The following is a 15666-nucleotide window of genomic DNA, read 5'->3' as shown; positions in this document are numbered from 1 at the left end:
GGCGCATACTTTTATTGGCCATAAGAAGGAGAGAATTATTATTATGACGAAGGTACTTATTTTTGGACACAAAAATCCAGACACAGATACAATCTGCTCGGCTATTGCTTATGCTGAACTAAAGATAGCTTTAGGTGTAGATGCAGAACCCGTTCGATTGGGCTCGATTAACGGAGAAACACAATATGCATTAGACCATTTCAATGTGAGTGGCCCTCGTCTTGTAGAGACGGTCTCTAATGAAGTAGAGGAAGTTATTCTCGTCGATCATAATGAACGTCAACAGAGTGCTAGTGATATTGATAAGGTACGCGTTGTGGAAGTTATTGATCATCATCGAATTGCGAATTTTGAGACCAGCCATCCGTTGTATTACCGTGCAGAGCCAGTAGGTTGTACAGCAACTATTCTAAATAAAATGTATAAAGAAAAGGGAGCCGCGGTTCGTAAGGAGATTGCTGGATTAATGTTATCCGCTATCATTTCAGACTCGCTACTCTTGAAGTCTCCAACATGTACAGCTGAGGATGTGGCTGCGGCGAAGGAATTAGCTGAGATTGCAGGTGTAAACTTAGAAAGCTATGGCCTAGAAATGCTTAAAGCGGGTGCGGATCTTAGTGATAAGACTATTCAAGAATTGATCTCTCTTGATGCTAAAGAATTCCAAATGGGCAACTACAAAGTGGAGATTGCTCAAGTGAATGCAGTGGATACGAATGATGTATTAGCTCGCCAATCTGAATTGGAAGCTGCCCTATCCACTGTAATTGCGGAGAAGGGTTTAGATTTATTTGTATTTGTCGTTACGGATATTCTTAATAATGATTCCGTAGCATTGGCACTTGGTAAAGTAACTAACGCAGTAGAACAAGCTTATGACGTACAATTGGTTGATAACAAGACGATATTAAAGGGCGTTGTGTCACGTAAATCACAAATTGTCCCTGTATTAACTGAAACATTAAATAAATTGTAATTCTCGAATAGAAGAACGTAATCATAGCCGATTCTTGGCGCGATTGCGTTTTTTTTGTGTGTACAAATAATTAGAGTGGCAATGAGGAGGGGTATGAATTTAATAGTGTAGAGCATACTGAATTTGCAAAAGGATAAATAATCGTTAAAATAAGAAATAAGATAAGTAATGAGTGTGATGTTTGTCATTGCAATCAACAATAATGGTCTGATCTAGATCATCCTTAGGAGGAACAACAAGATGGAGAGAATTCAAACAGAAGAACAGTACCGTCAATTAACACAAAGTGATGAATGGACTGTCATTAAGTATGATGCAACCTGGTGTCCCGATTGTAAAACACTGGATAAATTCATGGGTGGAATCATTGATAACAATTCAGACAAACAATTTTATGCATTGGATGTTGAACAGTTTCCAAATATCTCAGATGAGAATGATGTACGTGGAATTCCTAGCTTATTAGTGTATCGAAATGGAGAAAAGGTAGCTCATCTACATAGTAAATTTGCCAAAACTCCAGCTCAAATTACAGAGTATCTAGAATCAATTAAATAAATTTTTTGCAAATAAATGATACCCCTATCCTCATGATAGAGGGTATTTTTTGTGTCTAATTCTCAGAAGAAATTGAATTGAATGTTAGCTATGCTAGAATGGAGGGGAGGTGAACAAGATGTGGGGCTTCTTTATCCGGAAGACAAACAATATGAAGATCAAGACCAAATTAATCTATTCATACATTGGAGTCGTAATGATTCCAGTTATTATTATCGGTGTTACGCTAACAGGATACTTTCGTCAAATGGCACTAGATAATGCAGTTGCTCAAATGTCTAATAACGTGGATAAGATCCGTTCTCAAATGGTGAACTTGTTAAAAGTCCCCGTTGATATTTCCAACAAAATTTATCTTGACGAGGATTTACAAACGATTGTGAACACACGTTATAGAAGCAATCTTGAAGTGTTTAATGCCTATAAGGATTATGACGAATTTCAGAAAATGAGTGATCTCTACAGTGAGATTAGCGGCATTCGATTCTATCATTATAATGAGAGTATGAGTGATAATTTAGAATTTACTCGTATTAATCTGGAAACAAGTCAAACGCCTTGGTTTAAGTCAGCCACATCAAATATTGGTATTAATTGGTTCTACTTAAAGGATCAGAATGCAGATGATGAGAAGAGACTAAGTTTAGTTCGTCCCATTCAATTTAGTGAATATAGATCAAGAGGTGTTCTAGTTATCCCCGTGAATCAGAACCGGCTGAACTCGATTCTAATCAACGAACCTTTTGAGACGATGATAGCTGACGAAGATGGATATATTGTAGCCGCAAAGAATCCAGCATTGGTGGGAACAACGTTAGCCAAGCTTGACCTTAAGTTCAGCCTTGAAGAGTCTACCAAAAGTACATTTACGGCCGAAATTAATGGGGTACCTTCAAATATAGTGATTAGTGAATTAACACCGGAAGCAAGTCGAAATAGTCTTACTATCGTTTCTGCCTTTTCTACGGAAAGTATCGTCAAAGATTCGAAGCGGGTCAGTTGGATTGGATTAGCATTAATATTGGTCGTCTTGGCCCTTGCGCTTGTTCTCATATATGTTGTATCCCAGTTAATATCGAATCGACTTCTACATCTCAGCAGACAACTTAATAAGGTAGCAAGAGGTGACTTCACAGTTAACTCGGGTATTGATGGGAATGATGAGATTGGTCAATTGTCACGGCAATTTAATTATATGGTCAATAGTATTAATGATTTAATGAATCAAGTCTACGAAACGAGTGAGAAGAATAATAAGCTTGAAATCGCCCAGAGAGAAATTAAATTAAAAATGATGGCTAGTCAAATTAATCCTCATTTTTTATTTAATGTGTTAGAATCCATTCGTATGAAGGCGCATATTCACGGAGAAAAAGAAATTGCTAATATTGTTCAATTACTAGGCAAATTAATGCGTAAAAACCTCGAAATTGGTGGTGGAATAACGACTCTGAGGGAAGAGATGGAAATGGTTCGATCGTATCTGGGGATACAGAAATTCAGGTATGAGGACCGCTTGAACTTTGAGTTAATGATGGAACCCGAATCTAAAGAGATTAATATTCTACCTCTTATCATTCAACCTCTTGTTGAGAATGCAATTATACATGGACTTGAAGGCAAGGAAGTGAATGGGATTCTAATTGTAAGAAGTTGGGTGAGTAATAATGAATTACATATTGAAGTCATGGATAACGGTATTGGGATGTCATGTGAGCGTATGCAAGAAGTTGTATCTTCTTTAGAATTAGATGAGATAGAGGGTGCAAGGATCGGTCTACGTAACGTACATCAGAGACTTAAATTGTTTTATGGTGCCCAATATGGATTAAACATTTCTAGCGAGTTAGGAAAGGGTACTACAATACATTTTGATATCCCGATGGGAGGAGACACCTTTGTTTAATGTGCTAATTGTAGATGATGAGCCCAGCATTCGCGAGGGACTAAAGACGATAATAGATTGGGAAGAACATGGTTACAGGGTGATAGATACTGCGTCAAACGGGCGCGAAGCATTAATGAAATTTAATCAACTACGACCAGATCTAACAATTATCGATATTCGTATGCCCGGAATGACCGGACTTGAAGTCATTGAGCAAATTCGCCAAGAGAATAGTGGAGGGCGATTCTTAATTCTAAGTGGTTATGCCGATTTCGATTACGCGAGGAAAGCAATCACGAATAGAGTAGATGGATATTTACTGAAACCCGTAGATGAAGATGAGATGATTGAAGAATTACAACGCATTAGAGCATCGTTATCCAAAGAGATTCAACTTCAACTACGCAATGCTGAAGGGGATCACTACCTACGGGAGCATATGGTGGAGTCCTTCCTGTTTGATGGGAACGAACAAGGGAATTTAGAGAGTATTATGAATTTAGGACTTTCTTGGAACAGTTATCAAATGTTATTGGTTGAAGTACATGGTCAACCTTCTGGGGATTCATTACACTTAACGACGCTCAAAGGGAAACTAGCGGATTGGTTTGATCAATCAGATAGTGGAATTGTTTTTTCAGCAGGACCTAACATTGGTATTTTGATGAGACATGCTATTATTCGAGATGATCAAGCCGAGGTCTTGTATAAGGAATTATCCATGATCACAGAAGAATGGGGATGGATTATATATGCGGCTGCAGGTCAAATGGTAGATGACATAAGAGAGATCGGAAGCTCATATACGAGTGCTGCTGAGCTACTCCATCATCGGTTCCTTTTTGAGCATAAGCGAGTCATGATTAGTGATGATCAACAGGTGATGATCGATAAATTCGATAACGAGCTTGTATTAAGCCATAGTGATGAGATCGAATTATCGGACAAACTTTATTATGCATTGGATATTCGGAGTAAGGAAGCGGTCTGGCGAGTGATGGAAGAAATAGAACAATGTATTATGAGCACTAGAAGATCAGAGCATACGATGAAATCACAATATACCCAAATATTCTCTATTGTGATGAATAAACTTTCTAGTAATAATCCGGAAATGTATTCTATTCTGCAAGATTATACATCATTCATATCAGAAGTATATCAACAAGTGACACTTAAAGAATTAAGACAATTAACGATTAACCATCTAAATAATTTGATTGAAAAATTAGGCGGCATAAGCAAGGATACCGTAGTCAAGCAAGTTATAGATTTCATTCAAAGAAACTCGAGTGAAAATTTAAAGCTAGAACTTTTGGCAGAAGTATTTAATTATAACAGTGCTTATTTAGGGAAACTATTTAAGAACTATACAGGTGAACATTTCAATATGTTCCTGGATAAAGTCAGGATAGACAAAGCTAAAGAGTTGTTAACGGAAGGGCTTAAAGTTCATCAAGTTGCAACCCGCGTAGGATATGCCAATGTAGATTATTTTCATAGTAAATTTAAGAAGTATGTTGGGGTTTCACCTTCCTCGTATAAAGGTAGAGAAAAGGAATAAATGATAGCGATTACAAAATATGGTCTATATTCAAATCATATGCATGAAAGCGCATATGATTTGTTTTCATCTAAAAGTATAATATTTACATGATTTTCAAGTGTGAAATAGGGGGTATATCTAATTTTTATATGAATTTATATAAAAATGATTGGGTATTATGCTAAATATGTTTCAAGTAAAATAAAGTATATCAAATAGAGGAGGGGTCCTTAAGATGGAAACGCTAACAACCAGCGGTAATTCCCCCGACAGCAACGGTGGTGCATCGCAAGCTCCTAAGAAAAAGCGTGGGATATGGGATGCGATTGTAAATCAAAAGTATCTATATTTAATGTCTATGCCTTTTGTAATATGGGTCGTTGTATTTAATTATCTTCCCTTGTGGGGATGGACAATGGCTTTTCAAAATTATAAACCTGCCCGTTCATTCGGTGAACAGAAATGGGTAGGATTCGATCAGTTCGTTGAGTTATTCTCAGATGAACGTTTTTATCTAGTGTTAAGAAATACATTAGCGATGAGTTTAATGGGACTAGTTGTGGGATTCGTTATTCCTGTTATATTCGCACTACTATTAAATGAACTTCGTGGAATGATGTATAAAAAGGTAATTCAGACCGTTTCTTATTTACCTCACTTTGTATCATGGGTAGTTGTAGCTGGAATTATTACAAAGTTATTGTCTACAGAAGGCGGAGCAGTGAATCAGTTGTTAATGCTTCTACATATCATTGATGAGCCGATTCAATTCATGGCCAAAGGGAACTTGTTCTGGTACATTGTAACTGCTTCAGATGTATGGAAAGAAACAGGTTGGAACACCATTATTTATTTGGCAGCGATTACAGGGATTGACTTGGAACTTTATGAAGCATCACGTGTTGATGGTGCGAATCGATTCAAACAAATGTGGCACATCACGATACCAGGAATTCGGTCCACAATATCCGTGCTTCTGATTATGTCTATTGGTCACTTGATCAGTAACGGATTTGAGAAACAATTCCTACTAGGGAATAGCTTAACAACGGACTATGCCGAAGTACTTGATTTATACGCACTAAATTATGGACTCAATATGGGTAGGTTCTCATACGGTACTGCCATAGGGATGTTTAACTCCGTTGTGAGTGTAATCTTACTCTTCACTGCGAATGGTATTTTCAAGAAAGTTACTAAAGAAAGCATAATGTAGAAGGAGGGGGTAGATATGAATAAAGCCTTCAATGCAACTAAATCCGAAAAAATATTTGATGTACTTAATATAATTTTCATGGCAATCATACTGATTGCTACGGTATATCCCTTCTTAAATGTACTAGCCATCTCTTTTAATGATTCTATTGATACGGTACGAGGTGGGATCTCGATATTCCCTCGTCAATTCACATTAGAGAATTATAAAACGATTTTCGGTTATGATACTTTACTTCAAGGGTTAAAGGTATCTTTACTACGTACTGTAGTGGGTACGGTATTCGGATTACTAAGTGCTTCAATGATCGCATACACACTTAGCCGACCAGATTTCCGTGCACGTAAATTTGTTTCAACATTTCTTGCAATGACGATGTATTTCTCAGGCGGAATGATTCCTGTATACATCCTAATGCGTGATTTGAACTTGATTGGAACGTTCTGGGTATATGTTTTACCTGGATTAGTAAGTGCGTTTAACGTGTTCATTGTAAGATCATTTATTGATGGACTGCCTTACGCATTACAAGAATCAGCTAAGCTTGATGGAGCAAATGACTTCACGATTTATTGGAGAATCATTCTTCCATTGTGTAAACCGGTTCTAGCAACCATCGCCTTGTTCATTGCTGTAGGACAATGGAATGCATGGTTTGACACATACTTGTATAACGGAAGTAATGCTACTTGGACGACATTACAGTACGAATTGATGAAAGTACTACAAAGTACTCAGCAAGGCGGATCTAATGTGAATGCCAATGATATGGCAAAACAAATGGCACAAATTTCACCAGAATCGATCAAAATGGCGATCACGATCGTCGTTACAGTTCCAATTCTAGTTGTATATCCTTTCCTTCAGAAGTACTTTGTTGGCGGAATGACACTTGGTGCTGTGAAATCTTAATATAATGGTCTTAGTGATGACGGATGAATAAGCGCTATGTGTTTATTCATCCGTCCAATATAAAGATAGATATAGAGATAGATTTATAAACAGATTAGTTTAGACTAAGACAATTTGTACAACAGAAAACCTGTGGGTACAACAAGATTAGACATATGATAGGGGAGTGTTTTGAATGGCAATGAATAAAAGTAAATATGCATTTGTTCCGCTGATTGTAGCTTCACTAGCAATTGCAGGATGCGGTAATAATGGGAATGCAGAACCTACCGACACGGGAGATACTACAAGTCCGATTACATTCTCATTCTTCGGTGCAGATGCAAGTCCTAACTGGAATAAAATGCAGGATGAAGTTGGTAAAGTTATTACTGAAAAAACAGGTGTAACCCTTAATGCAGAATATGCTATTTCAGGTGGAGGCCAAGACAAGATTGCCTTAATGGCAGCTAGTGGTGAATATCCAGACTTCGTGTATGCGAAGAGTGATATTAACAAACTTGTAGATGCTGGTGCGATGCTTGATTTGACAGATTTGATTGAACAATATGCTCCAAATCTAAAAAAGGTATATGGGGAATACATGAATCGTCTTCCTTATAGCTCTGAAGATAAAGGAATCTATGTTATTCCAACGAATGCCGCAGTGAGTCAGTCCTATTTCGATGCAACAGGTGGATTCGAAATTCAACATGCGGTTCTAAAAGAACTAGGTTATCCTGAAGTGAAGACACTTCAAGATTTCGAAAATGTCCTTAAAGCTTATAAAGACAAACATCCTACAATCGATGGTCAACCTACGATTCCTTTGACGCTTGATGCAGATGATTGGAGAATCATGATCACTGTAACGAACCCAGCTTTCTATACTACTGGAGCACCAGATGATGGTGAATATTACATCAATCCAGAAACATTTGAAGCTCAACTTCACTACAAACGTCCAGAAGAGAAAGAATACTTCCGTTGGTTGAACCATATGTACAATGTAGGTTTACTTGACAAGGATACGTTCGTACAGAAGAGTGACCAATATAAATCTAAGATTTCTAGTGGTCGTGTCCTTGGTCTGATTGACCAAGAATGGGGATATGCTGACGCAGAGAACTCTTTGAAGGCTTCTGGTAAAGATGAAAGAACATATGCGCATTTCCCTGTAACACTTTCTGAAGAATATAAAGATCATACCTTTGTAGATACTGGATTCTTGTCTGGTTGGGGTATAGGGATTACAACAGCAACGAAAGATCCTGTACGTGCTATTAAATTCCTAGATTACTTGGCTTCCGATGAAGGACAAGTTCTTCAGAACTGGGGCATAGAAGGTGTACATTATAACGTTGTAGATGGCAAACGTGTCATTCCTGCAGACGTTCTAGATAAGAAAAATAATGATGGTTCTAATTTCGCGAAGAAAACTGGTATTGGTCTATATACCGCGATGTCTGCACACTATGGTGACGGTGTACTTGATCCATCCGGTAACTATTACACAACGAACTACCCTGATCAGATTGTTAATAGTTACTCTGATGCAGAGAAGGAAAGTTTAAAAGCATATAACGCAACAACATGGAAAGATCTATTCCCAACAGAGAAGGATTTCCCAGTTAAAGCGTACGGAGCGGCATTCAACATCACAGTTGAAGAAGGTTCGAGTTATGCTGTGAAGTTCCAAAAGACTCAAGATATTATCCGTAAACGTATTCCAGAAGCAATCCTATCTACTCCTGAGAAGTTCGACGCTGTATATGATGGTATGATTACAGAGCTTAATAAAGCAGGGGCAGAAGATATGGAGAAGGAATATACAGAACTTGTGAAAGAACGTGTAGAATTGTGGAGCGGTAAATAAGCTACGGTACTACTAAATAGGTAACAACTAAGGACCTGCTAATAAGCAGGTCCCTTTTTAGTGTTAATCTCTTAATAATTAATAGCATAAATCCATAATTTACATATCAAAGAAAAATGTGTCGTAATATTTTCAACCATAAATCGCAATATTACCTCCTCAAAAAATGGGAATGAATCTTGTAGAATAAAAAATGTAAACAGAAACATTCTCGAGAGGGGTAAGAAAATGAAAAAAGCTAAACATTTTACAGCTCTTTTGCTTGTGATCATGTTAGTCTCTGCTTTAACAGCTTGTGGAGGTAATAATAACAATACTTCCAAAAACAATGCTGCTACTAAGGATGCCACAGAGACTACAACAACACCAGAGGCAACGAAAGAGGAGCCTGCAGAGAAGATCGAACTTTCATTCTGGTCACTTGGAACGACCAACTATGAAGATCTTGCTAAGGAATACACCAAAGAACATCCAAACATTACGGTTAAATTTCAAAATACATCAGATCAAACGGCTCACCATAACAATCTGACAACAGCATTGTCTGCAGATTCAGGAGCACCTGACATCTTCATGCTTGAAATCGGTTTCATGGAACGTTTCATCAACGCTCAAGATAAATTTTATAACTTGAACGACCTTGGTGCGAAGGATATCGCAGGTAACTATTTAGACTGGAAATGGAAACAGGCTTCATCTGTAGATGGAAGTTTCCAAATTGGTCTTCCAACGGATATTGGTCCTACAGTTGTTTATTATCGTACGGATCTTGCTGAAAAAGCTGGTTTACCAGTTGATCCAGAAGGATTCGGAGCAGCAATCGATACTTGGGATAAATTCGCTACAGTAGCTAAACAATTTAAAGAAAAAACAGGTAAACCATTTGCAGATTTGACAGACCTTGTGTACAACGGTCTTCGTGATCAATCTGCTGATCAGATCTACTTTAATAAAGAAGATGGTTCCTTTATTGGAGACACTAACCCACAAGTTAAGAAAGCATATGACTTTACGGTGAAAGGTATTCAAGAAGGATGGATTGGTAACACATTACTTTGGTCTCCTGAGTGGGGTCAAGCAATGAACGATGGTGGATTCGGAGTTGTTCTAGGTCCAGCTTGGATGGCAGGTAACATTAAGAGTAACGCTCCTGATTCAACAGGTAAATGGAAAATCGCACAATTACCAGAAGGTGCTGGTAACTGGGGTGGATCATTCCTAACATTACCTAAAGAAGGTAAGCATTCGAAAGAAGCTTATGAATTCATCGCTTGGTTGGATAGCCAATCTAGCCAACTTGAATCTTTCAAAGCAAGTGGTTTGATGCCATCTATTCCAGCATTGTATACAGATGCAGCTTTCACAGGTTTCCAAGATGAATTCTTCGGCGGCCAAGCTACAGCAGTTGAGTTTGGTAAAGCGGCAGAACGCGTTAAACCAGTTTACTACGGTCCATTACATGACCAAACAGATACATTCTTCAAAGATGCACTTAAAAATGTGTTAGAGAAGAAATCGGACCCTGCAAAAGAGTGGGATTCAGCAGTTAAAAAGGCTAAAACATTAGCAGAACGTAGCTAGATATTATAACTTAATCAACATTTTAATAAAATGCAAGATAGAAATGATCCAAATTCGCAGGGAGGAACAATGCCTTGCGAATTTGGATTTATAAATTAATTCCTGGAGGTAAACCATGGCAGAGCCGGTCACTGTTATTCCACCTGTCAGTATCAAGAAGCCCTTTCTGACAGAACAACGAAGAAGTCGTATTACAGCTTATACATTCATATCACCATTCTTTATCATTTTTGGTATTTTCGGATTATATCCGATTTTATTTACTATTTATCTATCCTTCTTCAAGTGGGATGCATTAGGTCCAATGAAATATGTTGGACTTAAGAATTATGAACTCATAACAAGTGATCCTACATTCTGGATCTCTTTCACAAATACACTCATTATGGGTGTAATGGGGACTGTTCCTCAGTTAATCGTAGCGCTGTTATTAGCGATTCTTCTAAATTCAGCATTAACCAAGTTTAAGAAGACATTCCGTATTCTTTATTTTATGCCTAATATCACGTCAATTGTTGCAGTTACTCTAGTATTCAGTACCATGTTTGGTAATAATGGGATGATTAACTGGATTTTAAATTCACTTGGGTTGGAGAATGTGGCTTTTAACTCTGGATTTTGGGGAGTTAAGATCGCAATTTCAACCATGGTTATGTGGCGTTGGGTAGGATATAACACGATTATTTTCCTATCAGGTCTTCAAAGTATTCCAACAGATTTATATGAGGCAGCTAGAATCGATGGGGCGAATAGTAGACAACAGTTAGCGTTTATTACACTACCCTTACTTAAACCGTTTATCGTATTCGTTACATTGTTATCAACAATTGGAGCACTTCAATTATTTACTGAACCTTATGTATTCCTTGGGCAAACGGGCTCAGGATCGACACGTGAGGAAGGTGTTACGATGGTTACATATTTATACAGTGAGGCTTTCCGTAATGGGTTCTTTGGTACAGCGGCAGCAACAGCAGTTATGCTATTCCTATTCACGATTGTCTTCTCCGTTCTTAATATGGTAGTAACCAGCCGCATGGGCGGAGATACAGGAGGTAAAGCATGAGTTCATTAAATACTACAAAAGGTAAGCTCGGTAATCCTGGTAAAGCAAGCAAGTTGCTCTATCATTTGTTACTTATCGTTGGAGCTCTTATATCTATCTTTCCATTCTATTGGATGTTTGTTATTGCAACAAATGACCGTGGAGCTGTATTCCACATTCCACCGTTACTAACGATAGGCGATCAATTTTTTAACAACTTTGAACGCGTACTTGAGAAATCAGACTTTTTTAGAGCTTTAGGTAATTCACTATTTGTTTCTACGATGGTTACTGTATCCGTGGTGTTCTTCTGTACACTCGCTGGTTATGCCTTTGCCAAATATGAATTTCCGTTTAAAAAGATTCTGTTTGTATGCGTCATTGGGACATTGTTTGTTCCTACACAACTAAGTGTTCTACCGACATACATTATCATGGCTAAGCTTCACTGGATTGATTCTTACAAAGCACTCATTGTACCTGCTATGGTCAATGCGTTCGGTATATTCTGGATGAGACAATATATTTCCACTTCTGTGCATACAGAGCTCATTGAAGCAGGAAGAATTGATGGTGGTGGACATTTCCGTATATTCTGGAATATTGCTATTCCTGTCATTACTCCTGCCATGGCAACGCTAGCCATTCTGAACTTTATGAATGTATGGAATGATTTCTTCTGGCCATTGGTCGTTCTGAAGAATAAAGAGCATTATACTATTCAGATTGCATTGCAACAGTTATTCACGAACCGTGATGGACTTGATTATGGTATGATCATGTCAGCTACCTTTACGGCTACATTACCACTATTAATTGTCTTCCTTTTCTTCAGCCGTTACTTTATTGCAGGGCTGACGTCGGGTGCGATTAAAAGTTAATTTTACTTATGCTTATCAAAACAAGGGATTACAGAGCACAATGAAGAATAATATGAAGTAAAGACAGCTGGAGGAAGTGCGTATATGAAACTCCGTCGTAAAATTTTGCTAGCTATTATTCTTCTTGTGTTTATTCCTGTGATCGTAATGGGTGCCATAACGTACTATAACTTTTCAAGCGCTATGGAGAAGAAATCTAGTAACTTCTATTCGATTTCTTTATTAGAGACAGATCGCAAGCTTAAATTTGCCCTAAATGAAATCACAGCCATTTCAAATTCAGCCATATCAAAGCCGGGGTCTGAGATTCAGCAATCACTGAAGCAATCAGATACCATCTTAACGTATGATCGTAAACAGAATATTAATAATCTACTGATCGATCATCCCATGATTTCATCATTTAGCCTTTATACCAACGATAGCTTAATTTATCAATATAATGAAGCGATGCCATTTGATGAATTGAAGAGGAAAGACTGGTATGAACCTATGAAGGAAGCTGAAGGGCGACCGGTATGGGTTGGACCAGGTGAGAATGGATCATCCGCCGAAGGTAATCCTATACTTATTCAAGCTAGAGTGATCAAAGATTATTATTCGTTAGAAAATATAGGTTCTCTTGTGATTTATATTAAACCGGATATATTAGATCAGGTTTTCTGGGAAGCTGCCACGCTGAAGAGCGGGGATATTTTGCTTGTAAATAAAGAGGGATCCATCGTTTTTACCAAATCAGGCGAACATATAGGTGAACAAGTGCAATTTCCATTTATATCGGATACAAGCTTTCAAGATAAGGATTACTATATTGATAACTATCGGAATGAGAAATCGCTGATTACCTTTTTACCGTCCCATAATGAGGATTGGTATTTAGTGGCTATCACCCCTATGAAGTTAATTCGTTCAGAATCTGATTCTATTCGCAACATTGCGATTATATTGGGATTATTCTCATTGTTGACTGCATTTTGGTTCGACCAGTTCTTCGTAAGTAAATTAGTTCGAAGTATTATTAGCGCCTCTAATGGGATGAAACGTGTTCAACAAGGTGTATTTACACCTATTACTTCACACACGAAAAGTGATGATGAAACAGATATATTGATTGATGGTTTCAACCGAATGAGCTCCCAAATCAATGAACTCATTTTACAGGTGGAAACGGAACAAGCTCGTAAGAAAAAGGCAGAATTACAGGCACTAGTTGCTCAGATCAATCCCCATTTTATTTATAATTCTTTGGAATCGATTAATTCTATGGCAGTGTTAGAAGGAAATAAAAATATTAGCAAGATGGTCATTTCCTTAGGGAAGTTATTAAGAATTAGCATAAATGAGAATCAAGAATTAATTCCAATACATATGGAAATCGAGCACGTTCGTCACTATTTAAATATTCAGAAGTTTCGATTCGAGGATAAGTTTGAGTATGAAATTGAGTTTGCAGAATCTTTGAAATATTATATGACACAAAAATTAATCGTACAGCCGATCGTTGAGAATGCATTATATCACGCAATTGAGCCTATGGAACACAAAGGATATATCACGATTAAGGCCCATGAATCAGACCATGATATTCTAATTGATGTTATTGATAATGGACTAGGTTTCGATGAAGCAACGTTATTAAATTTATGGAAAACGGATACAGCAGATCAAAAGAAATATCGTAATAGCGGGGTAGGGCTTAAAAATGTCCATGACCGTTTAGTTATCCGATTCGGCAGCCCATATGGTATTCTCATCTGTTCTTCTCCAGGGTACGGTTCAACCATTCGAATCCGTTTACCTAAGATCATATCATGAGATTATAGCGAAGAAGAGGAGCAACGAATATGAGACGATTTCTGAATTGGGGCTGGATCGTACTTTATGTCATTGTGTTGACTGGAACGGTTATGCTGATTATGGTGAGGGATGAAGATAGTCCATTAGAAGAAGTTCCGACAGATAAGATTACGCTTACATTCCGCCATTTCTGGATTAAGGAACATGATCGACCCATCATTAATATTTTTGAAGAAGTTGTACGCACCTATCAAGAGACTCACCCAAATGTGAAGGTCAATTTTGATGGAATGGATCAAACTGTCCATAGAGAACAGAAGCTAAAGAGTGAAATGGTGATTGGTACACCTCCAGATATGTTTGTTTTGTTCGGAGGGGCTGAGATCGAACCCTATATTCGTTCAAATAGGCTTATGGATCTATCAGATTTTGTAACAGATAATCAACTGAAGGATCAGTTTAAGGATCTTCATTTGTGGACGTCAAATAGTCATATCTATGGTTTACCGCTGGAAGGGAATGCTGAACCTCTTTACGTGAATTCAACCATTTTCGAAAAACTTGGCCTTCCATTGCCTAAGACCCTTAGTCAATTGAATGAAGCGATTGTTGTATTGAAAGAGAATGGCTATATCCCTTTTGCATTGGGAAATGAAGAACGCTGGCCCGCTGGTATTTTTGCTCATTATCTTATGGATCGTTACTCTAATCCGGAGGTTATTAACTCACTGGTACAAGGAGATGAAGGGACCAGTTTTCAGAATGAAAATTATTTACGCGCTTTTGATCAGTTAAAGTCATGGGTAGACGAGGATATATTTGGTCCTACGTCTAACGAACTTTCCACGGAAGAAGCGGCGCATTTATTTACTCATGGAAAAGCTGCAATGTATTTAAACGGAAACTGGGATATCACCTTGTTTCACAATGAGGATGCTCCTCCAGATTTCCAAAATGAAGTCAGCGTAATTCCTTTTCCCTCGTTATATCAAGGAGGGCCACAAGCGATGGCTGGAGGATATACCATTGGCATTGGATTATCTTCTAACTTAACAGACGCTAAGAAAGAAGCGGCACTCGGATTAATGAAGGCTTTTTATACTGAAGAAGTCCAGAAACGGATTGTATACGAAGGATTACGAATTCCATCCATGCAGATTAAATTTGACTCTTCAAAGACAGGCCCCATCTTTACACAGATGATTACAGTTATGGAGCAGAGTAAGAGTACCTTTGTGCCTTATGATAACTTGTTGTCTCCTGAAGTTAGTAAATCCTTCTTAAAAGTAATAGAGGAACTAATAGATAATAAAGTGAGTGCGAAGGAAGCTTTAGATGAACTTGATCTGTCTTCGATTCAATATTGGAATTTAAGGCGTAACTCTTTAGGAAAATAAAAAAAGGGGGTTGG

Annotated in this window: 12 protein-coding genes; all 12 read left to right on the top strand. The window is 37.8% G+C overall.

What is annotated here, in order from left to right; genetic code table 11:
* Window positions 1-43: 43 nt before the first annotated feature.
* The gene (locus tag AC1D69_RS21155; RefSeq protein WP_495458116.1) at window positions 44-976 is read left to right on the top strand and encodes a manganese-dependent inorganic pyrophosphatase; all 933 of its coding nucleotides are present in this window, start codon (window positions 44-46) and stop codon (window positions 974-976) included.
* 240 nt (window positions 977-1216) lie between these two features.
* Window positions 1217-1534, top strand: a complete 318-nt coding sequence (locus AC1D69_RS21150; protein WP_495458115.1) for a thioredoxin family protein — start codon at window positions 1217-1219, stop codon at window positions 1532-1534.
* A 118-nt stretch (window positions 1535-1652) separates the two neighbouring features.
* A complete protein-coding gene (locus AC1D69_RS21145; protein WP_495458158.1) occupies window positions 1653-3440 on the top strand; it encodes a cache domain-containing sensor histidine kinase in 1788 nt (595 codons plus the stop codon).
* A gap of 1 nt (window position 3441) precedes the next feature.
* Entirely contained in the window at window positions 3442-4986 is a 1545-nt protein-coding gene (locus tag AC1D69_RS21140; RefSeq protein WP_495458157.1) for a response regulator, read from the top strand.
* A 217-nt stretch (window positions 4987-5203) separates the two neighbouring features.
* Complete coding sequence (locus tag AC1D69_RS21135) at window positions 5204-6184, top strand: ABC transporter permease (RefSeq protein ID WP_495458114.1); 981 nt, start codon at window positions 5204-5206, stop codon at window positions 6182-6184.
* Between the two features lie 15 nt (window positions 6185-6199).
* On the top strand, window positions 6200-7096 hold the full coding sequence (locus AC1D69_RS21130; protein WP_495458113.1) for a carbohydrate ABC transporter permease: 897 nt from the start codon (window positions 6200-6202) through the stop codon (window positions 7094-7096).
* Between the two features lie 175 nt (window positions 7097-7271).
* Window positions 7272-8951 carry an ABC transporter substrate-binding protein gene (locus AC1D69_RS21125; protein ID WP_495458112.1) on the top strand — a complete coding sequence of 560 codons (1680 nt, stop codon included), beginning with the start codon at window positions 7272-7274 and terminating at the stop codon, window positions 8949-8951.
* A 228-nt stretch (window positions 8952-9179) separates the two neighbouring features.
* Window positions 9180-10532, top strand: a complete 1353-nt coding sequence (locus AC1D69_RS21120) for an ABC transporter substrate-binding protein (protein ID WP_495458111.1) — start codon at window positions 9180-9182, stop codon at window positions 10530-10532.
* Window positions 10533-10647: 115 nt separating this feature from the next.
* Window positions 10648-11598 (top strand): carbohydrate ABC transporter permease, encoded by a 951-nt coding sequence (locus AC1D69_RS21115; protein WP_495458110.1) that lies wholly within the window; start codon window positions 10648-10650, stop codon window positions 11596-11598.
* The gene (locus tag AC1D69_RS21110) at window positions 11595-12458 is read left to right on the top strand and encodes a carbohydrate ABC transporter permease (RefSeq protein WP_495458109.1); all 864 of its coding nucleotides are present in this window, start codon (window positions 11595-11597) and stop codon (window positions 12456-12458) included. Before AC1D69_RS21115 ends, AC1D69_RS21110 begins: the two co-directional genes overlap by 4 nt.
* A gap of 84 nt (window positions 12459-12542) precedes the next feature.
* Window positions 12543-14273: a sensor histidine kinase gene (locus AC1D69_RS21105; protein WP_495458108.1), complete on the top strand. Its 1731-nt coding sequence runs from the start codon at window positions 12543-12545 to the stop codon at window positions 14271-14273.
* Window positions 14274-14302: 29 nt separating this feature from the next.
* Complete coding sequence (locus AC1D69_RS21100) at window positions 14303-15652, top strand: ABC transporter substrate-binding protein (RefSeq protein WP_495458107.1); 1350 nt, start codon at window positions 14303-14305, stop codon at window positions 15650-15652.
* The last annotated feature ends 14 nt before the right edge of the window (window positions 15653-15666 follow it).

The sequence above is a fragment of the Paenibacillus sp. Y301 genome, from assembly GCF_059445505.1.
The sequence above is the reverse complement of the archived record's forward strand: the minus strand, read 5'-3'. Positions and strand labels throughout refer to the sequence as shown.